This window comes from Pseudomonas sp. FBCC-B35 (assembly GCF_059133755.1).
Window position 1 is genome coordinate 1966011 of the sequence record NZ_CP101439.1, and the last position, 24004, is coordinate 1990014.

24 protein-coding genes are annotated in these 24004 nt (G+C 61.4%); 16 read left to right on the forward strand and 8 right to left on the reverse strand.

The genetic code is table 11. The annotated features are described in order from the left end of the window. The first annotated feature begins 282 nt into the window (after positions 1–282). Positions 283–1089, forward strand: coding sequence for a precorrin-6A synthase (deacetylating) (cobF, locus tag NMB38_RS09080; RefSeq protein WP_494355005.1), 807 nt, complete (start codon positions 283–285; stop codon positions 1087–1089). Here cobF and NMB38_RS09085 read toward each other — a convergent pair. Then, entirely contained in the window at positions 1061–1420 is a 360-nt protein-coding gene (locus tag NMB38_RS09085) for a response regulator (protein WP_494355006.1), read from the reverse strand. The two genes, cobF and NMB38_RS09085, sit on opposite strands and share 29 nt — an antisense overlap. A 235-nt stretch (positions 1421–1655) precedes the next feature. Between NMB38_RS09085 and NMB38_RS09090 the strand changes: the two genes are divergently transcribed. Genes NMB38_RS09090 through NMB38_RS09110 form a run of 5 tightly spaced genes read left to right on the forward strand, consistent with a single transcriptional unit; the run spans position 1656 to position 8153 of the window. Further along, positions 1656–5120, forward strand: a complete 3465-nt coding sequence (locus NMB38_RS09090; RefSeq protein ID WP_028686987.1) for a response regulator — start codon at positions 1656–1658, stop codon at positions 5118–5120. After that, complete coding sequence (locus NMB38_RS09095; protein WP_027914713.1) at positions 5117–5938, forward strand: CheR family methyltransferase; 822 nt, start codon at positions 5117–5119, stop codon at positions 5936–5938. Before NMB38_RS09090 ends, NMB38_RS09095 begins: the two co-directional genes overlap by 4 nt. Beyond that, positions 5935–6510, forward strand: a complete 576-nt coding sequence (locus NMB38_RS09100; RefSeq protein ID WP_027914714.1) for a chemotaxis protein CheB — start codon at positions 5935–5937, stop codon at positions 6508–6510. The genes NMB38_RS09095 and NMB38_RS09100 overlap by 4 nt, the downstream gene beginning before the upstream one ends. Next, complete coding sequence (locus NMB38_RS09105) at positions 6504–7730, forward strand: hybrid sensor histidine kinase/response regulator (RefSeq protein WP_028686988.1); 1227 nt, start codon at positions 6504–6506, stop codon at positions 7728–7730. Before NMB38_RS09100 ends, NMB38_RS09105 begins: the two co-directional genes overlap by 7 nt. A 45-nt stretch (positions 7731–7775) precedes the next feature. Then, entirely contained in the window at positions 7776–8153 is a 378-nt protein-coding gene (locus NMB38_RS09110) for a response regulator (RefSeq protein WP_027914716.1), read from the forward strand. A gap of 81 nt (positions 8154–8234) precedes the next feature. On the opposite strand, the gene NMB38_RS09115 is transcribed toward NMB38_RS09110, so the two are convergent. Then, entirely contained in the window at positions 8235–9104 is an 870-nt protein-coding gene (locus NMB38_RS09115) for a DMT family transporter (RefSeq protein WP_111475356.1), read from the reverse strand. Positions 9105–9228: 124 nt separating this feature from the next. On the opposite strand from NMB38_RS09115, the gene NMB38_RS09120 reads away from it, so the two are divergent. Both NMB38_RS09120 and NMB38_RS09125 read left to right on the forward strand, forming a co-directional pair. Beyond that, positions 9229–10611, forward strand: coding sequence for an aminotransferase-like domain-containing protein (locus NMB38_RS09120; RefSeq protein WP_027914718.1), 1383 nt, complete (start codon positions 9229–9231; stop codon positions 10609–10611). Positions 10612–10717: 106 nt separating this feature from the next. Then, the gene (locus tag NMB38_RS09125; protein ID WP_028686990.1) at positions 10718–12142 is read left to right on the forward strand and encodes an MBL fold metallo-hydrolase RNA specificity domain-containing protein; all 1425 of its coding nucleotides are present in this window, start codon (positions 10718–10720) and stop codon (positions 12140–12142) included. Here the strand turns inward: NMB38_RS09125 and NMB38_RS09130 are convergent. Next, entirely contained in the window at positions 12115–13026 is a 912-nt protein-coding gene (locus tag NMB38_RS09130) for a LysR family transcriptional regulator (RefSeq protein WP_027914720.1), read from the reverse strand. The genes NMB38_RS09125 and NMB38_RS09130 overlap by 28 nt on opposite strands. A 94-nt stretch (positions 13027–13120) precedes the next feature. On the opposite strand from NMB38_RS09130, the gene NMB38_RS09135 reads away from it, so the two are divergent. Then, complete coding sequence (locus tag NMB38_RS09135) at positions 13121–14290, forward strand: MFS transporter (RefSeq protein ID WP_027914721.1); 1170 nt, start codon at positions 13121–13123, stop codon at positions 14288–14290. Between the two features lie 32 nt (positions 14291–14322). On the opposite strand, the gene NMB38_RS09140 is transcribed toward NMB38_RS09135, so the two are convergent. Beyond that, a complete protein-coding gene (locus tag NMB38_RS09140; protein ID WP_027914722.1) occupies positions 14323–14946 on the reverse strand; it encodes a glutathione S-transferase family protein in 624 nt (207 codons plus the stop codon). A 167-nt stretch (positions 14947–15113) separates the two neighbouring features. On the opposite strand from NMB38_RS09140, the gene NMB38_RS09145 reads away from it, so the two are divergent. After that, positions 15114–15416: a DUF3077 domain-containing protein gene (locus NMB38_RS09145; protein WP_027914723.1), complete on the forward strand. Its 303-nt coding sequence runs from the start codon at positions 15114–15116 to the stop codon at positions 15414–15416. A gap of 83 nt (positions 15417–15499) precedes the next feature. Beyond that, positions 15500–16222: a hypothetical protein gene (locus NMB38_RS09150; RefSeq protein WP_132578770.1), complete on the forward strand. Its 723-nt coding sequence runs from the start codon at positions 15500–15502 to the stop codon at positions 16220–16222. A gap of 7 nt (positions 16223–16229) precedes the next feature. Here the strand turns inward: NMB38_RS09150 and NMB38_RS09155 are convergent, their stop codons facing one another. From NMB38_RS09155 to NMB38_RS09165, 3 genes are all read right to left on the reverse strand, one after another. After that, positions 16230–16766 (reverse strand): WCX domain-containing protein, encoded by a 537-nt coding sequence (locus tag NMB38_RS09155; protein ID WP_027914725.1) that lies wholly within the window; start codon positions 16764–16766, stop codon positions 16230–16232. 228 nt (positions 16767–16994) lie between these two features. After that, positions 16995–18848, reverse strand: coding sequence for an ABC transporter ATP-binding protein (locus NMB38_RS09160; RefSeq protein WP_027914726.1), 1854 nt, complete (start codon positions 18846–18848; stop codon positions 16995–16997). A gap of 126 nt (positions 18849–18974) precedes the next feature. Further along, positions 18975–19424, reverse strand: a complete 450-nt coding sequence (locus NMB38_RS09165) for a GNAT family N-acetyltransferase (RefSeq protein ID WP_081783936.1) — start codon at positions 19422–19424, stop codon at positions 18975–18977. A gap of 219 nt (positions 19425–19643) precedes the next feature. On the opposite strand from NMB38_RS09165, the gene NMB38_RS09170 reads away from it, so the two are divergent. The 5 genes from NMB38_RS09170 (at position 19644) to NMB38_RS09190 (ending at position 22947) form a co-directional block, all read left to right on the forward strand. After that, the gene (locus NMB38_RS09170) at positions 19644–20549 is read left to right on the forward strand and encodes a LysR substrate-binding domain-containing protein (protein ID WP_027914728.1); all 906 of its coding nucleotides are present in this window, start codon (positions 19644–19646) and stop codon (positions 20547–20549) included. Positions 20550–20633: 84 nt separating this feature from the next. After that, positions 20634–21338, forward strand: a complete 705-nt coding sequence (locus NMB38_RS09175; protein WP_132578771.1) for an SDR family oxidoreductase — start codon at positions 20634–20636, stop codon at positions 21336–21338. A 59-nt stretch (positions 21339–21397) separates the two neighbouring features. Beyond that, positions 21398–21640 carry a hypothetical protein gene (locus NMB38_RS09180; protein ID WP_023536082.1) on the forward strand — a complete coding sequence of 81 codons (243 nt, stop codon included), beginning with the start codon at positions 21398–21400 and terminating at the stop codon, positions 21638–21640. Beyond that, positions 21637–22449 carry an exodeoxyribonuclease III gene (xth, locus tag NMB38_RS09185; RefSeq protein WP_132578772.1) on the forward strand — a complete coding sequence of 271 codons (813 nt, stop codon included), beginning with the start codon at positions 21637–21639 and terminating at the stop codon, positions 22447–22449. The genes NMB38_RS09180 and xth overlap by 4 nt, the downstream gene beginning before the upstream one ends. 270 nt (positions 22450–22719) lie before the next feature. Then, positions 22720–22947, forward strand: a complete 228-nt coding sequence (locus NMB38_RS09190; protein ID WP_028686992.1) for a hypothetical protein — start codon at positions 22720–22722, stop codon at positions 22945–22947. A 17-nt stretch (positions 22948–22964) separates the two neighbouring features. Here the strand turns inward: NMB38_RS09190 and uvsE are convergent, their stop codons facing one another. Further along, the gene (gene uvsE, locus NMB38_RS09195; protein ID WP_027914732.1) at positions 22965–23978 is read right to left on the reverse strand and encodes a UV DNA damage repair endonuclease UvsE; all 1014 of its coding nucleotides are present in this window, start codon (positions 23976–23978) and stop codon (positions 22965–22967) included. Positions 23979–24004: the final 26 nt, after the last annotated feature.

Sequence of the window (24004 nt, forward strand, 5' to 3'; positions counted from 1 at the left end):
GGGCCGGGTGCAAGGACCCGGCGAAACAGACAGGCTGCTCATGATACGGCAGTGAAACGATTGCGCAAATGAAAGCGCCCTGCTGAAGGCAGGGCGCTGGAATTAGAGGCCCGCGTGTGCGGGCGCGTGATGGGGTCGCTAGTCCGTTAGCTGTGTTGATGATGCCTATGGCGCTGTGAAAAAAGTGTGAAGCAAGTGTTGAGGTTTCATCATTGCGCCAACGCGAGCACATTCATGGCCAGTCGCCTTTTAGCGAGTGGGCGAAATGGCACGGGAGGGGAAATGATACAGGTACTGCTGATCGGCATTGGTGCTGGCGATCCTCGTCAGTTGACCTACGAAGCGGTCGAGGCGTTACGCTGCGTAGACGTGTTTTTCGTCATGGACAAAGGTCCCGAGGTCCAGGACCTTCTGGAGGTGCGCAAGGCGATCCTGCAGCGCTACCGACCCGACGACAGCTATCGCATCGTGCAGATTACCGACCCGCCACGCGCCAGGCAGGCTCCAGGGTATGCCGAGTCGGTCGATGTCTGGCACCGTCAGAGGGCCATGGCGTATGCCTCGCTGCTGCAGGCGCAACTGCACCCAGGGCAGACCTGCGCATTTTTACTGTGGGGTGAACCAGGCTTGTACGACAGCACGCTACGTGTGATGGAATTGGTCCGCGAGCAGGGCGTGTCGCTTGCTTTGAAGGTTGTACCAGGAATAAGCAGCATGCAGCTGTTGGCCGCCCGTCACCAGATCGCGCTCACACGTGCCGGTGAGCCGTTGATCGTGCTGCCAGGACGGCGGCTGGCGGATCTCGAACAAGTCGAGAATGTTGTGGTGATGCTCGACAGTGCCTGCGTCTTTGCTGAGCTGTCCGATCCGGCGCTCACGATCTTCTGGGGGGCCTACCTGGGAACCGCAGACGAGCTGGTGATCGCCGGGCCACTTGACGCGGTCAAGGCACGCATTGTGGAGGCCCGGTCAACTCTACGCAGGCGCAAGGGCTGGATAATGGACATCTACCTGCTGCGCCGTGAAGCACGCCCGACAACGGATTATCAAGCCGAACCAACTACCCCGCTTGATGGGCATCAAGGATAGAGGCCACCTTGTCTCGCAATTGGTCAATGGAGTAAGGCTTGCCAATTCTGTACATGCCTTCAGGCACTTCGACGTTGTCGCCATAGCCACTGGCGAACAGCACAGGAAGTTCTGGACGCAGTGCGCGTGCACGCTTGGCCAGGTCATGGCCATCCATGTCCGGCAAGCCAACATCGGTTATCATGAGTTCGAGCGTTTGGTCAGGATTTTCGAGTACTTTCTGTGCGGTCGTGGCGTCTTGCGCCTCGATCACGTCATATTTCAATTCGTCGAGGACCTCGACCATGAGCATGCGTACGATGTCGTCGTCCTCGACTACCAGAAGGGACATGGTTCAGATCCTGTCTTGTTGAATGTCTTTTGTTCTGTGCGTCGCCAGGGCCCAGAAGTTCCCGAAGAATACCTATCTGATCGATCCGATGGAACGATTGGAGCAGGTATGTTTCAAATGCTGGCTAAATGCCGGGCACGCTGATCAGGGCGTGCGCCAGGCCAGGGGCTGCCCCTTACCATAAGGAAAGATTGACCATGCTGTTCATGGACCTCATTTGCTCGGGCGTTTTCAGATGATACAAGCTGCCTCGATGGATCAACGTAGCTTTCGCAAGCTGTTGAGCCGCAACATCGGCCTGCCCCTGGGGCTCGGCCTGCTCGGTGCCGTGGCGTTCGTCGCCGTTATCAACTACCTGCTGTCTGCCATGCAGTGGGTGGAACATACCGACCAAGTGATCGGTAACGCCAACGAAACGCTCAAGCTCTCGATCGACATGGAAACCGGGATGCGCGGTTTTCTGATCACAGGCGATGAGCGTTTCCTGGACCCGTACGAGGTGGCCAAGCCCAGGATCTTCAACAGCCTGCAAAGCCTGCGAAGCATGGTCGAGGATAATCCCCAGCAGGTCGAGCGCATTGATCGGCTGATCGCGCTGCAGGGCGCGTGGAACGACTTCGGCAGCCAGATGATCGACCTGCGCCGCGCCGAAGGGGGATACCGAGAACTGATCGGTAACGGCCGTGGCAAACGCCTGACCGACGAAATCCGCAAGGAATTCGAGGACCTGATCGGCGCCGAGCAACAGCTGCGCATGACCCGTAACGAGACGGTCAGCACTGTCACCGTCGCGGGCATCATCACGTTCATTGTGTTGCTGGTCGGGCTCAGCGCATTGCTCGCCTACCTCGGACGCCGAGACCTGCTGGCCTTGTCCGACAGCTACACCAAGAACTTGCAGGCCCAGCAGCGCGCTGCAGAGCGACTGGAGCATCAGGCCTGGCTGCGTAACGGCCAGACCCAACTGGCCCAGCAGGTGCTGGGTCAATTGTCCTTGCCCATGCTGGGTGACAAAATCCTGCGGTTCTTCGCTGCCTACCTGGGCAGCGTGGTTGGCGCCGTGTATGTGCGTGATGAACATGGCCGCCTGGTGCGGGTGGCCAGTTATGGGCTCGAAGCCCAGGAACAGGCCCGCGAGCAGGTGCTGGGTGATCATCACGGCTTGCTGGCACAAGCGGTGCGTGAAGAACGGTTGATCCGCCTCGATGCCTTGCCGGAAGACTATTACCGGTTGGCGTCGGGCCTGGGCAAGGGCCTGCCTCGCAGCGGCCTGATCGTGCCGGCCACCGAGGACGGTCAAGTCAACGGTGTCATCGAGCTGGGCCTGCTGCGCCCCTTGCAGGACCGCGACGCGGAGATGCTCGAGCGTGTGGCGGGCAACCTGGGCATGTCCATCGAAAGCGCCCGCTACCGTCAACGCCTGCAGGAAGTGCTGGCCGAAACCCAGCAGCTCAACGAAGAGCTACAGGTCCAGCAGGAAGAGCTGAAAACCGCCAACGAAGAACTCGAAGAGCAGTCCCGGGTGCTCAAGGAGTCCCAGGCTTACCTTGAGACCCAACAGGCGGAGCTTGAGCAGACCAACGAGCAATTGTCCGAGCGCACCGATGCACTGGACCTCAAGAACGAGGAGCTTAGCCGTGCACAGGCCGAGCTTCAGGCTCGTGCCGATGAGCTGCAGCGTTCGAGCAAGTACAAGTCCGAATTCCTTGCCAACATGTCCCATGAGCTGCGCACGCCGCTCAACAGCTCGCTGATCCTGGCCAAGCTGCTTGCCGAGAACGGCGAAGGCAACCTGAGCCAGGAGCAGGTCAAATTCGCCGAGTCCATCTACTCGGCGGGCAATGACCTCCTTAACCTCATCAATGACATTCTGGACATTGCCAAGGTCGAAGCCGGCAAGCTTGAGGTGCGCCCCGAAACGACCCACGTCGAACGGCTGGTCGAGGGCTTGCGTGACATGTTCACGCCACTGGCCTCTCAGAAGGGGCTGGGCTTCGAGGTCACAGCGGCCGAGCACGTGCCGGCTACCCTGTTCACCGATCGCCAGCGCCTGGAACAGATCCTCAAGAACCTGTTGTCCAACGCCATCAAGTTCACCGAGCGGGGTCAGGTCAGCCTGAATATCGGCTACCAGCCCGAGGCCGGCATCGTGTTCGCGGTGCGCGACACCGGGATTGGCATCGCGCCCGATCAGCAGCAAGCCATTTTCGGTGCATTCCACCAGGTCGATGGCACCAGTAACCGCCGCTATGGTGGCACCGGGCTGGGCCTGTCCATCTCCCGCGACCTGGCCCGCCTGTTGGGCGGGCAGATCACCGTACAGAGCACGCCGGGCCAAGGCAGCGTATTCAGCCTGGTACTGCCAGAGCGCCATGATGTCGACGAACAGCCCGTCGCGCCGCTTACCCTACGCCCTGCGGTGACTGCGTTGCCATCGGTCATCCAGCCGCCAGCAGCGGCGGCCAAACCGCCGATCCTGGCCTTCACCGATGACCGCGAGCGGGCGCCGTTCACCAACCGCTGCATTCTGGTCATTGAGGACGAGCCAAACTTTGCCCGTATTCTCTTCGATCTGGCCCATGAACTGGGCTACAGCTGCCTGGTGGCCCATGGCGCCGACGAGGGCTTCGAGCTGGCTGCTCGGTTCCTGCCCGATGCCGTACTGCTGGACATGCGACTGCCGGACCATTCCGGCCTGACCGTACTGCAGCGCCTGAAGGAACAAGCCGAGACGCGGCACATCCCGGTGCATATCATTTCGGTCGAGGACCGCGTCGAAGCGGCCATGCACATGGGCGCAGTCGGTTATGCGGTCAAACCCACCAGCCGCGAAGAGCTCAAGGAAGTCTTCGCGCGCCTGGAAGCCAAGCTGACCCAGAAGCTCAAGCGTATCCTGCTGGTAGAGGACGATGACCTGCAGCGAGAGAGCATTGCCCGGCTGATCGGCGACGAAGACGTCGAGATCACCGCTGTGGGCCTGGCCCAGGAAGCCTTGGCACTGCTGCGCGAAAACGTCTACGACTGCATGATCATCGACCTCAAGCTGCCTGACATGCTCGGTAACGAGTTGCTCAAGCGCATGACGGCTGAAGATATCCGCGCGTTCCCACCTGTGATCGTCTACACAGGTCGTAACCTGACGCGTGAAGAGGAGGCCGACCTGCTCAAGTATTCGCGCTCGATCATCATCAAGGGCGCACGCTCGCCCGAGCGTCTGCTCGATGAGGTCACCCTGTTCCTGCATAAGGTGGAATCGCAGCTGTCCCATGAGCGTCAGCGTATGCTCAAGACGGCGCGAAGCCGCGACAAGGTATTCGAAGGGCGCAAGATCCTGCTGGTGGACGACGATGTGCGCAACATCTTTGCCCTGACCAGTGCCCTGGAGCACAAGGGGGCCATCGTCGAAATCGGCCGCAACGGCCGCGAAGCCATCGAACGCCTCGAACAGCATGAGGATATCGACCTGGTATTGATGGACGTCATGATGCCGGAAATGGATGGGTTCGAAGCGACCCGGCTGATCCGCCAGCAGCCTCGCTGGCGCAAGCTGCCGATCATCGCCGTGACTGCCAAGGCGATGAAGGACGACCAGCACCGCTGCCTGCAGGCCGGCGCCAATGATTACCTGGCAAAGCCCATCGACCTGGACCGCCTGTTCTCGCTGATACGTGTGTGGTTGCCGCAACTGGAGCGAATTTGATTAGCGAACGCAATACCGACATCGAGATCCGCTTGCTCATCGAGGCCATCTACCTCAAGTACAGCTACGATTTCCGCAATTATTCTGGCGCTTCGATCAAGCGCCGGATCCTGCATGCCCTGCGCCAGTTCGACTGCCAGACCGTGTCTGCACTTCAGGAGCGGGTACTGCATGACCCTGGCATGTTCATGCAGTTGTTGCAGTACCTGACGATTCCAGTCAGCGAGATGTTTCGCGACCCTGGCCACTTCCTTGCCCTGCGCAACGAAGTGGTTCCGCTGTTGCGCACATGGCCATCGATAAAGATCTGGATAGCCGGCTGCAGCACAGGCGAGGAGGTGTATTCGATGGCCATCTTGCTGCGCGAGGAGGGTCTGCTGGAGCGCACCATCATCTACGCCACCGACATCAACCCGCACTCACTGGAAAAAGCCAAGCAAGGCATCTATTCCATGCCAAGCATGCGCGAGTATGAAGAAAACTACAGGTTGGCTGGTGGGCGACGCGACTTCTCCGACTACTACACTGCTGCTTACGGCAACGCCATCATGGACAGCACCTTGCGTGAGCAGGTGACCTTCGCCGATCACAGCCTGGCCACCGACAGTGTGTTCTCGGAAACCCAGCTCGTCTCGTGCCGCAACGTGCTCATCTATTTCGACAAGGTCCTGCAGGACCGCGCCCTGGGCCTGTTCCATGAGTCCCTTTGCCACCGGGGTTTTCTGGTGCTGGGCAGCAAGGAGTCGGTTGATTTCTCGGCCTACAGCCAGCGCTTCGAGCCCTGGGTCAAGCCTGAACGGATCTACCGCAAGTCATGAAGGGCATACAAGCTGTCGTGATCGGCGCCTCGGCGGGCGGTGTGACTGCCTTGTTCAAGGTGCTCGGCGGGTTGCCAGGGGCGTGCAAGGTGCCTGTGGTGTGCCTGTTGCATCTGCCCGAGGACCGGCATAGTCATCTGGCTGAAGTGCTGCAACGTCGCTTGGGCCGACCAGTGCTCGAGGCACGCGACAAGCAGCCTTTGCAAGACGGCGGTATCTTCGTGGCGGGCCCTGGTTACCACCTCTCGGTAGAATGCGACTTCACCCTTTCTCTGAGCCAGGAGCCGGCGCAGCACTTTTCCAGGCCTTCGATCGACTACCTGTTCATGTCGGCAGCCGATGCCTATGGCGCGGCACTGCTGGGCATACTGCTCACTGGCGCAAATGAAGATGGCGCCCAAGGCCTTGCGTACATCAAGAACAGCGGCGGCCGGACCATTGTCCAGGACCCTCGCGATGCACAGGTCGCGCTGATGCCGGAGGCCGCTTTGGCCCTGCATCGTCCCGACCATATTCTTCCTTTGAGTGGTATCGAGCAGTTGCTTGGTACTCTGGAATCCAGCGCATGTTAAGCCAGACCATCGCCAAACTGCTGATCGTCGACGATCTGCCAGAAAATCTCCTGGCCCTCGATGCCCTCATACAGGGTGACGATCGCGAGGTGCATCAAGCCCAGTCCGCCGAAGCGGCGTTGTCACTGCTGCTTGAGCACGAATTCGCCTTGGCCATCCTGGATGTGCAGATGCCTGGCATGAACGGTTTCGAGCTGGCCGAGCTGATGCGCGGTACCGAAAAAACCCGCAACATCCCTATCGTGTTCGTGACCGCGGCTGGGCGCGAAATGAACTATGCCTTCAAGGGCTACGAAAGCGGCGCCGTGGATTTTCTCTACAAACCGCTCGATACCATGGCGGTCAAAAGCAAAGTGTCGGTTTTCGTGGATCTCTACCGACAACGCAAAGTGCTCGACCAGCAACTGCAAGCGCTCGAGCGCAGCCGGCAGGAGCAGGAGGCCTTGCTGGATAAGCTGCAAAGCGCGCGCTGCGAGCTGGAGCACGCCGTGCGGATGCGTGACGATTTCATGTCCATCGTTTCCCATGAGGTGAGAACGCCTCTGAACGGTTTGATCCTGGAAACGCAACTGCGCAAGCTGAACCTGGCCAGGGGCAATCTGGAGGCTTTCAGTGAGGAAAAGCTCAAGGCCATGGTCGAGCGCGACGAACGTCAGATCAACAGCCTGATACGGCTGATCGAAGACATGCTCGACGTGTCACGCATCCGCACCGGTAAACTCTCACTGCGCCCGAAGCTGTTTGACCTCAGCCAACTGGTACGGGGGCTGGTGGAGAACTTCACGGCGCAAGCGATCGCGCTGGATACCCGCATCGACCTGCACTGTGACGGGTGCCTGGCTGGCGAGTGGGATGAATTTCGCATTGAGCAAGTGCTGGCGAACCTGCTGTCCAACGCCCTGCGCTACGGGGAGCGCAAGCCTGTGCACGTGCGGGTGTTCGAGCTGGACGGCATGGCATGCGTGCAGGTGCAAGACAATGGCATTGGCATTGGTGCGGCCAACCAGCAGCGTATCTTCCAGCAGTTCGAGCGGGTCTCGAACCACAAGGCGACGGGTGGCCTGGGGCTTGGGCTCTACATCTCCGAGCAGATCGTCCAGGCCCACTGCGGGCGTATTCTGGTCGAAAGCGAGGAGGGCCAAGGTGCCACGTTCACCCTGCAATTGCCGCTTGGCGTGTGCGAACAACAAAACGATCAGGCGCGGGCAACCTCTGCGTGAGCCCGGGGTCTGATGGCAAACTGCAAGAATTTCCAAGGTTTCGATATGAGTGAAGATGCACAAGATGTGGTGCTGGTCGTCGAGGATGAACCGGCTATTCGCATGATTTTGCGGGACTACCTGGCCGGGGAGGGGTACCACGTGCTGGTAGCCGAAGATGGCGAGCAGGCGTTTGCCATCCTGGCCAGCAAGCCGCACCTGGACCTGATGGTGACCGACTTCCGCTTGCCCGGTGGCATCTCAGGCGTGGAAATCGCTGAACCCGCAGTCAAGTTGCGGCCAGACCTCAAGGTGATCTTCATCAGCGGCTATCCAGCGGAGATCCTGGAGTCCGGTAGCCCGATCACCCGCAAGGCGCCCATCCTGGCCAAGCCGTTCGACCTCGACACATTGCATGACAAGATTCAGACCCTGCTGCGCTGACAGCGGCAGGTTAAACCAAAGCGGGTGGCTACTGGTTCAGCAATCAGTTGCCTGGTTCCAGTTCCACCGCAGGGTTGAGCGTCAATGGGCGAACCGCTTGGCCCCGGCAACGCACAGCACCGCACCCACCGTCACCGACACCATGGCCCAGCTCACCTGCTCGTGCAGTAAGACTGCTGCCAAGCCCAGCCCAATGAAGGGCTGTACCAACTGCAATTGGCCGACCGCCGCAATCCCGCCCTGGACGAGCCCGCGATACCAGAACACGAATCCGATGAACATGCTCAACAACGAGACATAACCGAAGCTGAACCAGGCAGAGGCGCCGACTTGCGTCAGGTTCGCCATCGTGGGCATGGTGGCGACCGCCAACACCAGCATCGCGGGCAGCGCCAGCAACAACGACCAGCTGATGACCTGCCAGCCGCCCAAGGTGCGAGACAGACGTGCACCCTCCGCATACCCCAATCCGCATACCACGACTGCCGCGACCATCAACCCATCACCCACTATCGAGGCCTGCCCTGCATAGGCCGATGCATAGCCCGCCACCAACCCGGCACCTGCCAACGAAAATGCCCAGAACAGCGGCCTGGGACGCTCGCCGCCGCGCAGCACGGCAAAGCCGGCGGTGCACAGCGGCAATAGCCCCACAAATACGATGGAGTGGGCGGAGCTGACGTGCTGCAAGGCCAATGCAGTCAGTAGCGGAAACCCGACCACGACGCCGAGCGCTGTCACGGCCAGGGATGGCCAATCGCCTCGTCGAGGCTGGGGCTGACGCAGCAAGATCAGGCAACAAGCACCCACCAACGCGGCAATGGTTGCCCTTGCGCAGGTCAGAAAGGTGGGTTCGAACGCTGCCACTGCCACGCGCGTTGCGGGCAAGGAGCCTGCGAAAATGACCACGCCGATAAAACCGTTGATCCAGCCGCTTGCTGTTCTCTGCATCTCGCACTCCTTGTCGTCAATGAAGCCAGTACAACACCGATGTGCGCGCAGATGCCATGTACAATCCAGTACAGTTTGGCGGAACTGTTAGGTATTGATGGGCAGTACAGGTGGGAAGAATCCAGTGAAAGAGCACAGCACGCGCATTGCAAAAGTCATGGCTGAAATCCATGCCCGCATCGCGGCCCGTACCTATTTGCCCGGTGCGCGGATACCTTCAGTACGGGCAATGGCGCAGAGCATGCAGATCTCGGTGTCGACCGTGGTCGAAGCCTACGAACGACTGGTGGCCGGAGGGGTACTCCATGCCCGCCGTGGCGCCGGGTTTTATGTGGCAGGGGGCGCGGCGCCCTTGGTGCTGACCGAGCTGGGACCCAAGCTTGAGCATGAGGTCGATCCACTGTGGATTTCTCGCCAGGCGCTGGAACCCGCTGGCGACCTGTTGAAACCTGGCTGCGGCTGGCTTCCTGCGCACTGGATGTTCGAGGCTGGAGTGCGCAAGGCGCTCCGGGCTACGGCGCGCTCGCAAGCCGAGCAGGTGGTTGAGTACGCATCGCCGCAGGGCCATCGGCCGCTGCGCGATTTTCTGTCGCGGCGACTGGCCGGCTTTGGCATCGACGCACCGGCGGAGCAGGTCATGCTCACAGAGTCCGGCACGCACGCCATCGACCTGATCTGCCGTTTTCTGCTCCAACCTGGTGACACCGTACTGCTCGACGATCCCTGTTATTTCAACTTCCATGCCTTGCTCAGGGCCCACAGTGTCAACATCGTCGGTGTGCGTCAGACCCCTACCGGCCCGGATATCGATGCATTCGGTGCTGCCCTGGCGGCGCATTCGCCACGGCTCTACATCACCAATTCCGGCATTCACAACCCAACAGGTGCCTCCCTGTCACCGGGCACTGCGCACCGGCTGCTCAAGCTCGCTGAGGCCTCGGGCCTGTTGATCGTCGAGGACGACGTTTTCGCCGATTTCGAGCATACGCCAGCGCCCAGGCTCGCAGCCTTCGATGGTCTGGCCCGGGTCATCCAGATTGGCAGTTTCTCCAAGACCGTCTCCGCTTCGGTCAGGTGTGGGTATATCGCCGCACGTCATGACTGGATCCAGAGCCTGGTCGACCTGAAGATCGCCACCACCTTCGGAGGCGGTCGTCTGGCAGCGGACATCGTTCACCATGCGATCACCAGCAGCGGCTACCGCAAGCACATGGAGACCGTGAGGATGCGCCTTGCCATCGAAAGGGACAGAACGGCTGAAAAGCTCAAAGCGCTCGGCATCATTCCCTGGCTGATGCCACAGGCAGGGCTGTACCTGTGGTGCCGTCTGCCGCAGGGCAAGGACGCGGCCGCGTTGGCCAAGGTGTGCTTGAACAATGGCGTGGTGCTGGCGCCTGGGAACGCGTTCAGCCAGTCCCAGACGGCAGGCGATTATGTGCGTTTCAATGTTGCGCAGTCAGCCGACGGGAAAATCTACGAGGTACTGGCGCGGGCTCTGAATGCCTGAGCCTTGCGCCTGGGTAGGCCCGCGAACCCTGACGCCCGAGCTTTTCTGAACCCTCGTCAATCGGGCAGTGCCCAACGTTACTCCAGGCTCAAGCAGGCTAGCCATCATGGACCACCCAGAAATCATTCACCACGGCGCCCGCGAGGGCGTGACCGGCTCCTGCCATCAAGTCTGGATGAAGCAGACGGCCAGCTTGCTGATCGACTGCGGCGCCTTTCAAGGCGAGGACGAAGATCAAGGCGGGGAGGGCTTGGCCCTCGACTTCGCCATCGATGGCGTCAAGGCCCTGATCGTGACGCATGTACACCTGGATCACGTTGGGCGAATCCCTCATCTGCTGGCTGCGGGTTTCGAGGGACCGATCCTGTGTAGCGAACCGTCAGCTCAGTTGTTGCCCATCGTACTCGAAGACGCGTTCCGGCTCGGTATCAGTGACGATCCCGAGCAACTGGAACGCTATCTCAAGGTTGTGGAGCAGCGCACCATCGCCTTGCCCTACGGCAACTGGTTCACGCTTCACGAAACCGAGGCTGCCCACTGCAAGGTCAGGCTGCAACCGGCCGGCCATGTGCTGGGTTCGGCGTATGTGGAACTCGACATGCAAAGGCCAGGCGCCACTGCCCAACGGGTGGTCTTCAGTGGTGATCTGGGGGCGCCGCATTCGCCACTGTTGCCAGACCTGACGCCTCCCGAGCGGGCTGACCTGCTGATTCTGGAAAGCACCTACGGTGACCGTCGGCATACCGACCGGAAGCACCGGCGTGAACGCTTGCAGGCCGTCATCGAGCGCGCGCTGAAAGACCAGGGTACGGTGCTGATCCCTTCTTTCTGCATCGGCCGCACCCAGGACTTGCTCTACGAGCTAGAAGAAATCCTCCACGAGCACGAATTGGCGGGAAACGATCAGGCCAACAGCGGCCCGGAAGTGGATTGGCCCCACTTGCCGATTATTCTCGATTCACCGCTGGCTAGCCGCTTCACGCAGGTCTACAAGGGCTTGCAAGGGTATTGGGACGAATCGGCCCAGGACCGTATCAAGGAAGGGCGCAAACCCCTGTCCTTCAAGCAACTGATCACCATCGACAGCCATGAGGAGCACCAACGCATCGTTCAGCACCTGGCCGAAACGGCTCGGCCGGCGATCGTCATCGCGGGCAATGGCATGTGCTCGGGCGGGCGTATCGTCAACTACCTCAAGGCGATGCTAGGTGATGCCCGGCACGATGTGGTCTTCGTCGGTTACCAGGCCCATGGCACACCTGGCCGGGACATCCTGACCCACGGCCCGGAAGGCGGGTACGTCATGCTGGACGGCGAACGCATAGACATTCGTGCCGGGATCGAGCGTGTGGAGGGCTACTCAGCCCATGCCGACCAGGCGGATCTGGTCGGTTTCGTCACGCGAATGCAGGTTTGGCCGTCGCATATTCGCCTGATACACGGAGAGCCTGAGGCCAAGCAGTGCCTGGCCGGCGTTCTGCAAGCGCGCTATCGCGAGAGCGGTCACGAGGGACGTGTGCACATCCCCTGATGGTTAGCGACCAGAAAGTCCACGAACACCCGCACGCGTGCAGGCATGTTCGGTCCACCGGCGAAAACGGCGTGGATGGGCTCCCGGTCACCTGGATTGAAGGCCTCGAACAGTGACACCAGGCGGCCGCTGGCCAGGTCATCGGCGACGGTGAAGGTGCCTATCCGCGCGATGCCTGCGCCCAGCCTGGCCAACTGGGCCAGGGCTTCGCCGCTGCTGCACTCGATGTTGCCGCTTACCTTCAGTGCGAACTCGCGACCGTCACGTACGAACGGCCAGTCCGACGTGGCTCGCCTGAAGTTGAATCGCAGGCAGTTGTGCTTTGCCAGGTCCTCGGGTAGCAAAGGGGTTCCCCACCGGCTCAGATAGTCTGGCGAGGCCACGACCACCTGGCCCGTTTCATCGATTTGCCGAGCATTCAGAGAGCTGTCTGGCAGCGTGCCGAAGCGCACAGCCACATCGGCCTGGCCACCGAGCACATCAACGACTTCGTCACTCAGGGTCAGGTCGACCAATACCTGCGGGTACTGCACGCTGAAAGCCGCCACCAAGGGGACGATGCGCAGTCGGCCGTGCCCAAGTGCAGCGCTGACGCGAACTCGACCACGGGGCACGCCCTGGTCCGTAATGGCCTGCTCCACCTCCTGAAGGTCTGTCAGCACGCGGCGTGCCCCGCGTAGATAAGTCTCGCCTTCGGGTGTGAGGGTAATCGCGCGCGTGGTACGCAGCATCAGCCGTGTTCCAAGACGCTGCTCGGTGCGCGCCAGTATGCGGCTGACGGCAGAGGGTGTCAGGCCCAATGCACGGGCGGCTGCCGACAGGCTGCCTGCTTGCGCCACCTGGGTGAACACCTCCATCTCACCTGATCGTCCTGTCAGATCCATTTGTGCCTCGTACGCAAAGGTGGTTCGCACAATCGCTATCTAGTGCCTTGGTGAAACAGATCGTAGCATTCACGGCACAGATAAGGAGTTAGCCATGCGTATCAATCCACCCCTTGTAGCACTCGCCATGGGCGCGTTCGGTATCGGGGTTACCGAGTTTGCTCCCATGGGCATGCTGCCCAACATTGCCACTGACCTGGGTGTGTCCATTCCGGCCGCTGGTCTGCTGGTCAGCGCCTATGCACTGGGTGTGCTGATCGGCGCCCCGCTCATGACCCTGGCAACCGTACGCGTACCGCGCCGATACCTGCTGATCGGGCTGATGGCCATCTTCACCTTGGGCAACCTTATGTCGGCCCTGGCCAGCGACTACGCCAGCCTGTTGGTCGCACGGGTAGTGACCTCCCTCAACCACGGCGCCTTCTTCGGTATAGGTGCCATCGTCGCGGCCAGCGTGGTGCCCGCCGAGAAACGTGCCGGCGCCGTGGCCGCGATGTTCATGGGCCTGACGCTGGCCACCATCGGCGGTGTCCCCCTGGCAACCTGGTTCGGCGAGTTGCTCGGCTGGCGCACGGCGTTCTGGGGCATAGCCGGGCTCGGCCTGGTGGCGATGACCACGCTGTGGTATGCCTTGCCCAATGTGCCATCGCCCAAGGGCGACGGTGCGCTGGCCGAGATACGCGTGCTGACACGTGGGCCTGTGTTGGCAGCCTTGCTCCTGACCGTGGTGGGCTCCAGCGCGATGTTCACGGTGTTCACCTACATTGCGCCCATCCTGCAAAACGAAGCCGGCGCGTCTACCGCATTCGTCACCTCCATGCTGGTGCTGTTTGGTGTTGGCCTGACCCTGGGTAACGTCTGGGGCGGCAAAGCGGCGGACCGGTCCGTGGATCGAACCCTGATTGTCTCGCTCGCCATATTGATCGCGGTACTGCTGGTGTTCCCACTCGTAATGGGCTCATCCCTGCTTACTGCCGGCGCCATCCTGGTCTGGGGCGCAGCCAGTTTCGCCCTGGTTCCGCCCCTGCAGATGCGCGTGATGGAGGCGGCCAAGGATGCACCCAACCTGGCCTCGGCCGTGAACATCGGTGCTTTCAACCTGGGCAACGCCATCGGCGCTGCATTGGGGGGCGCCGTGATCAATGGCGGCCTCGGTTACTCGGCCATCGCGCTGGCGGGCGCAGGCACCGCAGCGCTGGGCTTGATAATGGTGCTGACGTTCGCCTGGCGTGGTCGTCACCAGGTTACCCAGGTCGCGGCCTGAGGCATGCGCCTTCGCGAAGGCTGTGCTAGCTGTCAAGGCGTGCCGTTACGCCCATGTTCGTGATAGGCCGGGCGCTCGCTCAGGCGCTCGTAATAATCGCGTAGGGCAGGCAGGTGAGGGTGTTCGAGCGGCGTTTCGAACCAGCGGTTGACCGACAGGCCTATGGGAATGTCGGCCAGGGTGAAGTCACGCCCGGCTATATAGGCGCCGGTGCGTGCCAACTGGCGCTCGAGAATGAGCATATTGCGCCCCCAGTCGGCACAGGCGTTGGCCAGGGCATGCGGGTCTTGATGGGCGGGGGAGTGTCTGACCAGCGACAGGAACGCGTAGCGCCAGGATGCGTTCAGGTCCGAAGCCTGCCAGTCGATCCATTGGTCGATCCTGGCCCGAGTACGGGCCTCCCCCGGGTAGAAGGCTGCTGGGCCATAGCAATTGGCCAGGTAGCGAATGATGCTGTTGGACTCCCACAAGGTGAAGTCGCCGTCCTGGATGACCGGCACCATGGCATTGGGGTTGAGCGCCAGAAACGCTTCGCTGTCGGTAGCCTGGAAGCCCGTTCCCCAGTCCTCCCGCACGAATGGGACCTGGAACTCCGCGCACGCCCACAGTACCTTGCGTACGTTGATCGATGAGGCTTTGCCCAGTATGCGCAGCATGTTGACATCCTTGTAGGCGGAGCTTCGATCCTCGGTGACCGACGGCAAACGGTCAAGAGGTAGCGATCGTGTAGGCCCTTTCTGAAATTGCGCGCAGGTACTTGCTGCTCGTTGTGCTCAGGGAAGCACCTGCCTAGTCTCGGCTCTCCAGACAGGGAGCAAACAGCATGGACAATGACATCACCAGACCCCCCCAAGGCCCCACCGTGGTCAACGCAACCCGTCGATTCGCGAGCGCCGGTACCGACCTGGTCCAGATGAAGCCAGCGTTGCCCTTGCGTACTGCCTTAGTGGAAGCATCCGTCATCATGGGTTGCATCACCGAGCTTACCCGCAAGGCCATCGACAAGCCTGCAGACCGCAAGAACGCAATGCTCGCCACCTGCTACCTGGCCGCAATGGCCAAGGCCCTCATCGACGGGCAATTACAGGCGTTGCGCCATGTTCGTGAGGACGATGTCGAACGATAGCGGTCAGGCGCTTGCTTGGGGGCCGCGAACTTGGCACCCTTGGCGGCGCGTATCGCCTGTAACTCGACAAAAGGAAGAGTGCATTGAGCTGGGACAAGGTGGGGAAACTCCTCGTAGCCGTTCTGATCGGGCTGGCGGCCCTGTTGTTCGTCTACAAGGCAGTGATGGGCAACCCGCGCCTGGAAGCGTCGCTGACCTACGCGTACCTGACCTATCCGGGACAGTTCAGCGAGCGTATCAGCAAAGCCAGCGAGCAGCTCAAGTACGAGCAGTTGAGTGCACGCATAAACACGATCGGCCAAGGTCAACTGAGCCGCGACCAGGTCGACCGGCTGGTGGAGATGGCACAGGCGCCTTATGCCCAGCTGTTTGCAAAACCTTTCGAGGCCGGCCTGGTAGACCACCGGACCGGCTTGCTCATCGAGTTGCAGAACACCGGCAATGCCCCCGTGGATCAGGTAAGGATCCGCTTGCCCTCCAAAGGCCTGGTGCAGGTCCGGGATTCGGCCGGCAATGACACCTTGCTCGAGGCGGCCACCGCTCAGCTCGAGATCCCGGCGATCGAGGCCGGCGGCTCCAGCAAGGTCTGGGTGTATTTCGATGCTGACTATTCGCAGATTCGCCAGAGTGGGGTAGGCATCAGCTATGCCGAGGGGACGGCGGATGTGCAGGTGTATCAGTCGGTCGCCGGCTTCCCGGCCTGGGCTGCCCGCTACAGCACAGAGCTGATGGGGCTGTTGATTGTAATGGGGTTGAGCGTGTTGGCACTGGGTTACGCCTGCCTGTCCCGCCGGCGGTCGGCCTAGGCATTGCTCAAGCGCCGGTGTCGTGCAGTGCCAGGCTCTGACGCAAGTGCTCCAGCAAGGCCAGGCGCACCGATTGCGGCCCCTGAACGCGGATCGCTCCGGCCTGGGACAGCAGCCAGCCCATCAACGCTCGATCATCCGCTACCGTTGTGACCAGGATGGCACCGCCGTTGGGCAGGCATGTGAGGCGCATACCTGTGCCCAGCGGATGCATCTCCAGATGATGGTAGAGCGACTCGTCCACCCAGGCGTGCAATTCCACTTGAGCGGGCGCATCTCCTGGCGCGGGCGGTGCCCCATCGCGCAATTTGCGTCCGGGCTGCCAGTGCCAGCTATACGGCATGCACGCGCTGTTGCACTGCAACGGGAACAGTCCTGCCAGCTCCACCAGGTCACGCTCGACCGTACGCTTGGTCGTGGCATGGCCCGCGCTCGACAGTGCCGCCTGTAACTGCGTGCAGCTCATGCCGGGATCGCGGCCCGGAAGGAGCTTGAGGAGTTCCCACTGGCGGGCGATGGTGTGACGCGATGACTGACTGGGCAAAGGCTCTTCCTTGAGGGGCAGACAATGAATGCCTAACTGGTGGCTTTAAGCTACCGGAGGATACCGTTTCGCAGGTTTTGAACCAAGTCATTCATACCCGTGAGGCAAGCGACGAGCGCAAACGGTGTCTTCGTACTTGCAACGCCATCGCCCCCGATCAACGACACAGGGGCGATGGGTTAACGCTCGAACATCATCCGTCCAGGCAACGGGTCAGCGTGCGCCCACTCAGTTGAGCGCGTGCGCCATACCCTGGTCTTCGCCAAGGAAACCACCGCTCTGGTGCTGCCACAGGCGCGCGTAGGTGCCGTTTTTCTCGAGCAGCTGGGCGTGGGTGCCTTGCTCGATGATGCGCCCTTCATCCATCACGATCAGACGATCCATGGCGGCGATCGTAGACAGTCGATGGGCAATCGCAATTACAGTCTTGCCCTCCATCATCTCGTCCAGGCTTTCCTGGATGGCGACCTCTACCTCCGAATCCAGTGCACTGGTTGCCTCGTCAAGCAGCAGGATAGGTGCGTTCTTGAGCATCACCCGGGCGATGGCGATGCGCTGACGTTGCCCACCGGACAGCTTGATACCGCGCTCACCGACCATGGTGTCGTAACCGGTGCGGCCCTGTTGGTCGCTGAGCTGGCTGATGAACCCGTCGGCTTGCGCATCGCGGGCGGCGGCCTGGATTTGCGCGTCGGTGGCGTCCGGCCGTCCATAGGCGATGTTCTCGCGTATGGTGCGATGCAGCAGTGACGTATCCTGTGTCACCATGCCGATGGCGCTGCGCAGGCTGTCCTGGGTGACCTTGGCTACATCCTGGCCATCGATACGGATCTGGCCACTGTCCACGTCGTAAAAGCGCAGCAGCAGGTTGATCAGCGTCGACTTGCCAGCACCGGAGCGGCCGACCAGGCCCACTTTCTCACCCGGCTTGATGTCCAGACTGAGGTCGGTCAGTACCTGGCGCTCACCGTTGTAGTTGAAACTGACCTTGTCGAATGTCACTGCGCCACCACGGGTCACCAGAGCGGTGGCGTCCGGGGCGTCCTGCACTTTTGGACCGCGCGTCAGGGTGGCCATGCCGTCCTGCAGTGTGCCGATATTTTCGAACAGTGAGGTCATCTGCCACATGATCCAGTGCGACATGCCATTGATGCGCAGGGCCATGGCAGTGATGGCCGCCACAGCGCCGGTGCCCACTTGGCCCTGATGCCACAGCCACAGCGCATAACCGCCTGCACCAAGGATAAGCCCTACCACCAACGCCTGGTTGACGATCTCGAACTGGCTCACCAGACGCATCTGCCGGAAACCGGTCTGCTTGAAGTCCTCCATGGCCGCTCGGGCGAAATGGGCTTCGCGCTTGGAGTGCGAGAACAACTTGACTGTAGTGATGTTGGTGTAGGCGTCGGAAATGCGCCCGGTCATCGACGACCGCGCGTGGGCCTGCTCTTCGCCTACTGCGCCCAGGCGTGGAACGAAATAAACCATCGCCAGCCCGAATAGCACCAGCCAGGCAATGAACGGCAGCATGAGTTTCAAGGCAAAGCCGCCGGCCAGGGCGATGATGGCGATGAAATAAACGCCAATGCCGGGCAGGATCTCGATGACCGTGAACAGCACCTCGCGCACGGCCAGTGCAGTCTGCATGACCTTGGTGGTGACGCGCCCTGAAAACTCGTCGGAGAAGAACGACAGGCTCTGGCGCAGCATCAGCCGGTGAAAATCCCAGCGCAGTCGCAGCGGCAGGTTGATGGCCAGCACCTGGTGCTGGACCATGGTGCGTAGCGCCACCAGGCCGATGCTAATCACCAGCACGATGCCAATGCCCCACAACACGTGGCTTTCCTGGGCGGCAGCGGTGTCGCCGGCCTGCCAGGCTGACAGCAGGTCCACCACCTGGCCGAGGAAGCTGAACAGCCAGGCTTCGTAGAGGGACACGCTAGCGCTGAGCAGGGCCAGCGCAAGAATGTAGCCGCGCGCCCCACGGGTGCACGCCCACAGGAAAGGCATGAGGCCAACGGGGGGCGGCGGCACCTCATCGGGAGGGAAAGGGTCGAGCCTACGCTCAAAGATACGAAGCATGCAGTGTCTCCGGAAAAACGAATGGCGTGGCTGCCCTGGTACTTCACCAGCAGTGCCCGCCTTTACATAGACACAATGAGTGTCCATCTGATCAAAAACTTCAGCGCCATGGGCCTGCGTGAGGCTTCACATGCTCAAGACCTTTTGCATTGGCTGGTAAATCAGCCCCGCGTGCTCCCCAACTTCACCTGCCTGGCTGAAGCCATAACGCTGATAGGCCGCCACCGATGGCAGCGACGCGCTTACCGTAACCGTCTGGCTGCGGGCATGGCCGAGAGCGGCCTCGATCAAGCGTCGGCCGATACCCTGGCGCTGACGAGCGGGGCATACGAAGAGCATTGCCACATGACGGCCTTGCTTGAGTTCGACCAGCCCCGCAAGCCTTCCTTGGACCTCGCACACCAGCATGAGGTTGTCACCTTGCAATCGCTCTGCAAAGGCGTTCACGCTCGCCACTTCGGTGAATGTCGTGATGGCCTGCGCAGGCAAAAGTGGCGCTACCGAATGCATGAACGAAGCCATGCACAGAGCATTGGCCTGATCGAGTTCATGGCGATAGAGGGTGCGTATTTGCATGCTGACGGTCCGTGTGGGCAAGCGGTGAGCTAATAGTACCAGCGCTTCTTTCTGGCAATTGCAAAGGAGTGTATTCGTGCCTGCTTGAGCGTGCAGCCGGAGAGTTGCTGATCGATTCCATATCACCAGGCGAGTACCCAGTCCTGGACGCTCATCGACTTCCTGCACGGATGGGGCTAGCCTCGTGCCAACCTGCCCAGCCTGGATCGCCTACCCCCTATGCCTGCCGTTTTTTCCGAGTTGCCGTCCCTTGGCGCCCTGCGGGTGTTCGAGGTCGTGGCGCGGCATCTCAATTTTGGCCTGGCCGCCGAAGAGCTGGGTGTCACCCAGCCCGCCGTGGCCCAGCAGATTCGGGGGTTGGAACGCGCCTTGGAGGTACGCCTGTTCGAACGCCTGCCTCGAGGCCTGGCATTGACCGACGCTGGCCGCGGGTATAGCGAGACCGTGCGTACGGCAATGGCCATGCTCGATGAGGCAACGCGCCGGCTGCGCCCTGCGCCTTCCCATATCACCGTCAGCGTGACACCCACTTTCGCCGCCAAGTGGCTGATCCCCAGGCTCGGTGGACTGGCCGAGCGCTACCCGACATTGGATGTGCGAGTACTGGCCACCGATCGTCTGTCGCATTTTCATACCGACGGCGTCGACCTTGCCGTGCGTTACGGGCGGCCACCTTTCGGGCCAGGGCTTGAGCAGGCACTGTTGATGGGTTCGGAGATCATCGCGGTGGCGAGCCCCACCCTGGTAGCGGCGCTTGGCCCGCCTGAAGACTTCGCAACACTGGAGCGCTATGTAGCTCTGTGTGATGCCCACGACTTGTGGCCGTCTTATCGCGCGCAGGTCTATCCCGGTCACCCCGCCGTTGGTGCAAGGTCAGTCCAGTTCAACCAGACATCACTGGCCATTGACGCGGCCATTGGCGGGCAGGGCATTGCGCTGGCAGAACGCGCCTTCGTGGCTCAGGAGATCGACGCAGGGCGCCTGGTCCAGGTTGCCGAATCGCATCTGCGCCCAGACAAGGCGTTCTACCTGGTGTGGCCACGCAAAGCTCGAGACGCGCAGCAGCTGCAGTGGGTCATCGACTGGCTCAGGTCAGACGCAGGCGATAGAAAAACTACTGGCTGACGCGTTGGGAGCTATCTCCCTCGCTTCTCTGCCCCTTGGTAGCCTGGTTCCTGTACCCACTCTATGCCCATCACAGGAGGCAGCATGACAAACGAAAAGGTTGCAATCATTACCGCAGGTGGCAGCGGTATGGGCGCGGCGGCGGCCAGGCGCCTGGCCGCCGATGGTTACAAGGTCGCGATTCTTTCGTCCTCTGGCAAGGGAGAGGCCTTGGCCATGACGCTGGGCGGGCTGGGCGTGACGGGGAGCAACCAGTGCATGGAGGACCTCGAGCGGCTGGTCGAGGCAGTCATGCAGCGGTGGTGCCGCATCGACGTGCTGGTCAACAGTGCTGGCCACGGGCCTCGGGGGCCTGTGCTGGAACTGAGCGACGCCGACTGGCATGCCGGCATGGAGACCTACCTGCTCAACGTCATCCGGCCGACACGCCTGGTCACGCCGGTGATGCAGCGCCAGGGCGGCGGGGTCATCGTGAATATTTCCAGTGCCTGGGCCTTCGAACCCAGTGATCTGTTTCCCACTTCCGCCGTGATGCGTGCCGGGCTCGCTGCGTTCAGCAAACTTTTCGCCGATACGTATGCACGTGACAATGTGCGCATGAACAACGTGCTGCCGGGGTGGATAGACAGCTTGCCGGCCCTTGAGCAGCGTCGCGACAGCGTGCCGCTCAAGCGCTATGGCAGCAGCGACGAAATTGCCGCCACGGTCGCGTTTCTGGCAAGTGACGGCGCCGCCTACATCACCGGGCAGAATATCCGGGTCGACGGTGGCGTGACGCGAAGCGTCTGAGTTGAACGATGCGCTCAAGGCAGGCTCACAACCCCAAAGGGTTTCACAGGAGCAGTGCGATGAGTATCGAACGCAGTATCCCTGAACTCGCGGCCTGGTACGCGCAGTACGACGACATCAGCTACCGCCGTGAGTCACCCGATGCCTACCACCATGAACTGGTGCGTACCGCCGAAGCGTTGCGTGACGATGGCATCATCGATTGGGACGATTGGCTGGCGCTCAAGGCCTTGGCCGACCAGGCGCATGTGCATGCCCTCGAAGATGCCGTGCGCGCCCATGTAATCGACCCTGACACATGAAAGCGCTCAGGATTGCCACATTCAACATCAACGGCATTCGCAGCCGGCTGCCTGCACTGCTGGCCTGGCTCGAACGTGAAAAGCCCGATGTGGTCTGCCTTCAGGAGCTCAAGGCACCCGACCATCAGTTCCCGGGTAAGGCTCTGGAAGCCGCTGGCTACGGGTATCTGCACCTGGGCCAACCTGCCTGGAACGGAGTGGCGATCCTGGCGCGCGGCAGCGAGCCGCTCGAGGTACGGCGAGGCTTGCCGGGCATGGAGGACGACACCCAGAGCCGCTATCTGGAGGCAGCGGTGCATGGGGTGTTGATAGGGTGTTTGTACCTCCCCAACGGCAACCCGCAACCAGGTCCGAAGTTCGACTACAAGCTGCGTTGGTTCGAATGCCTGATCGAGCATGCCCGGCAGTTGCAGGGCAGTGGTCACCCCACCGTCCTGGCCGGTGACTTCAATGTCGTGCCCACGGACCTGGATATCTACGACTCCAAGTCCTGGCAAAAGGATGCGCTGCTGCAACCCGAATCGCGCGATTGCTTCGAGCGTTTACTGGCCAGCGGCTGGATCGATGCTATCCGGCACCTGCATCCGCAAGAGCAGGTGTTCACGTTCTGGGACTACTTCCGCAACCATTGGGCGCGCAATGCGGGTCTGCGCATCGATCACCTGCTGCTCAACCGGGACTTGGCGCCGTACCTCAAGCGAGCGGGCGTCGATGCCTGGGTGCGCAATGAGCCCAAGGCCAGTGACCATGCCCCGACCTGGATCGAGTTGGGGAGTCGGCGCAGCCGCAAGTCGGCTGGAGTCACCTAATAAGGTCAGGAGCTCAAGCGCCTGATTGCACGATCCTATACGCATCTTTCCAGCTGCCCTGTACCCCATCCATCATCTCTTGAGTTCCCCTATGGGAGCGGTCCGATGCCCCGGCAAGGCCGCTCCCACAGGGGGAGCGCTGGCCAGGCGTCAAAGCTCCGCTTACAGCCAGTTACCTGCGCGTACGACTTAATGAACGTCATAAACATGCATGAGTCTACTTGATGCTTTCTCTTAGCGTGACTAATACTAAGGAACGGCCGGTGAGGGATGATCATGCAGATGCGATTCGTTGTGGTTCCAGCTGTACCGCAAACAAAAGAATGGCTGCCACGGCGACTCGGCTTTCGATCATCACTGGGGGAGGGCTACGACCTGTACGACACGCAGGACAAGGTCAGGCTGAGCCTGAACCTGCCTACTCGCGCACAGGCCGAGTACGAGTGCAGCTGTCGCAACGGCTGCGAAGTGGCCGGTGACCTGACCGGAAGCGGCTGAGGGCCTGCCCGGCCCGATCAAGCCAGGTAGTCGTTGAAGTAGTCAAGCGTGGCCAGGTTCTTGTCCTTGGACTCGAACATGATGTCGAACCTGTCGAGAAACTGAAGTGCGTAGCGGTTCGTCCAGCGGTTCCACATGCGAGCGCTGTGGGCGTACAGATCGCGTTTGTTCACCTGTTCCAGCAACTCACCGATCACCAGCTTGCGATCAGGCCCGAACCCCAGCGCCTGCAGGTGCTCCGGGGGCTGAGAGTAGTGCATGGTGGGGCGTACGCCGCGCCAGCTCTCGATCACCCGCTCAACTCGCGTATCGCCCGGGTCGATGTAGTCACCCTCATGAATCCAGCAATGGTGGATATCCAGCACCACCGGCGCCAGGTCAGCCAACGCCAGGCAGTCGTCGAGCCCATAGGTCTTCTCGTCATTCTCGAAGGTGATCACATTGCGGGCCACCTCGGACAGGCGTGGCCATACGGTGCGAATCCCCGCACCGCCCAGCCGGCCGGCAATGTGCACATTGCATTTGAAGTCCTGGAAGACCTGCCCGTAACCCATCATGCGGATCATGTCGGCATGGTATTCGAATTCGGCCAGGCTGTTCTCCACCACCTCGGGGCGGTCCGAGCCCAACACGCAGTACTGTCCAGGGTGAAATGACAGGCGTATCTGCCTGGCGCGCGCGAAAGCACCGATGGCGGCGAAACGTTCGGCCATCAGCGCTTGAAAGTCGGCCTCGCGGTACACGTGGGCCACGCTAGGGTGGCTGTACAGCGGCAGCAGGTCGCTGCTCAGGCGCAGCATGCGCAGCGCCTGGGGCAGCTGGGCCACATAGTCGAGCAAGCGCAGCTGGGCCTGGAGGTTGTGTTCCGCCAGTTCAAGCAACTTGTTCCGAGCCGCCTCGCGGGAGGCGCCCGAAACCCAACGCAGCGTCGTGCTGCGCGGGTTGAACGTACGCTCGATGGTCTCCAGCTCCTTGACCGACAAGCTGCGGTGCGGGTGTCGGTACATGCAGGCGAAACCCAGGCGTGGCATGCGATTACTCCAGAGGGCAGGGCCCG

Bases quoted from the DNA above. Each gene is read 5' to 3' on its own strand.
- NMB38_RS09100 (WP_027914714.1), top strand. From the start codon at position 5,935: ATGAAGGGCATACAAGCTGTCGTGATCGGCGCCTCGGCGGGCGGTGTG.
- NMB38_RS09190 (WP_028686992.1), top strand. From the start codon at position 22,720: ATGATCATGCAGATGCGATTCGTTGTGGTTCCAGCTGTACCGCAAACA.
- NMB38_RS09145 (WP_027914723.1), top strand. From the start codon at position 15,114: ATGGACAATGACATCACCAGACCCCCCCAAGGCCCCACCGTGGTCAAC.
- uvsE (WP_027914732.1), bottom strand. From the start codon at position 23,978: ATGCCACGCCTGGGTTTCGCCTGCATGTACCGACACCCGCACCGCAGC.
- NMB38_RS09135 (WP_027914721.1), top strand. From the start codon at position 13,121: ATGCGTATCAATCCACCCCTTGTAGCACTCGCCATGGGCGCGTTCGGT.
- NMB38_RS09130 (WP_027914720.1), bottom strand. From the start codon at position 13,026: ATGGATCTGACAGGACGATCAGGTGAGATGGAGGTGTTCACCCAGGTG.
- NMB38_RS09110 (WP_027914716.1), top strand. From the start codon at position 7,776: ATGAGTGAAGATGCACAAGATGTGGTGCTGGTCGTCGAGGATGAACCG.
- NMB38_RS09090 (WP_028686987.1), top strand. From the start codon at position 1,656: ATGATACAAGCTGCCTCGATGGATCAACGTAGCTTTCGCAAGCTGTTG.
- NMB38_RS09165 (WP_081783936.1), bottom strand. From the start codon at position 19,424: ATGCAAATACGCACCCTCTATCGCCATGAACTCGATCAGGCCAATGCT.
- NMB38_RS09170 (WP_027914728.1), top strand. From the start codon at position 19,644: ATGCCTGCCGTTTTTTCCGAGTTGCCGTCCCTTGGCGCCCTGCGGGTG.
- NMB38_RS09140 (WP_027914722.1), bottom strand. From the start codon at position 14,946: ATGCTGCGCATACTGGGCAAAGCCTCATCGATCAACGTACGCAAGGTA.
- NMB38_RS09175 (WP_132578771.1), top strand. From the start codon at position 20,634: ATGACAAACGAAAAGGTTGCAATCATTACCGCAGGTGGCAGCGGTATG.
- NMB38_RS09115 (WP_111475356.1), bottom strand. From the start codon at position 9,104: ATGCAGAGAACAGCAAGCGGCTGGATCAACGGTTTTATCGGCGTGGTC.
- NMB38_RS09085 (WP_494355006.1), bottom strand. From the start codon at position 1,420: ATGTCCCTTCTGGTAGTCGAGGACGACGACATCGTACGCATGCTCATG.
- NMB38_RS09125 (WP_028686990.1), top strand. From the start codon at position 10,718: ATGGACCACCCAGAAATCATTCACCACGGCGCCCGCGAGGGCGTGACC.
- cobF (WP_494355005.1), top strand. From the start codon at position 283: ATGATACAGGTACTGCTGATCGGCATTGGTGCTGGCGATCCTCGTCAG.
- xth (WP_132578772.1), top strand. From the start codon at position 21,637: ATGAAAGCGCTCAGGATTGCCACATTCAACATCAACGGCATTCGCAGC.
- NMB38_RS09180 (WP_023536082.1), top strand. From the start codon at position 21,398: ATGAGTATCGAACGCAGTATCCCTGAACTCGCGGCCTGGTACGCGCAG.
- NMB38_RS09160 (WP_027914726.1), bottom strand. From the start codon at position 18,848: ATGCTTCGTATCTTTGAGCGTAGGCTCGACCCTTTCCCTCCCGATGAG.
- NMB38_RS09105 (WP_028686988.1), top strand. From the start codon at position 6,504: ATGTTAAGCCAGACCATCGCCAAACTGCTGATCGTCGACGATCTGCCA.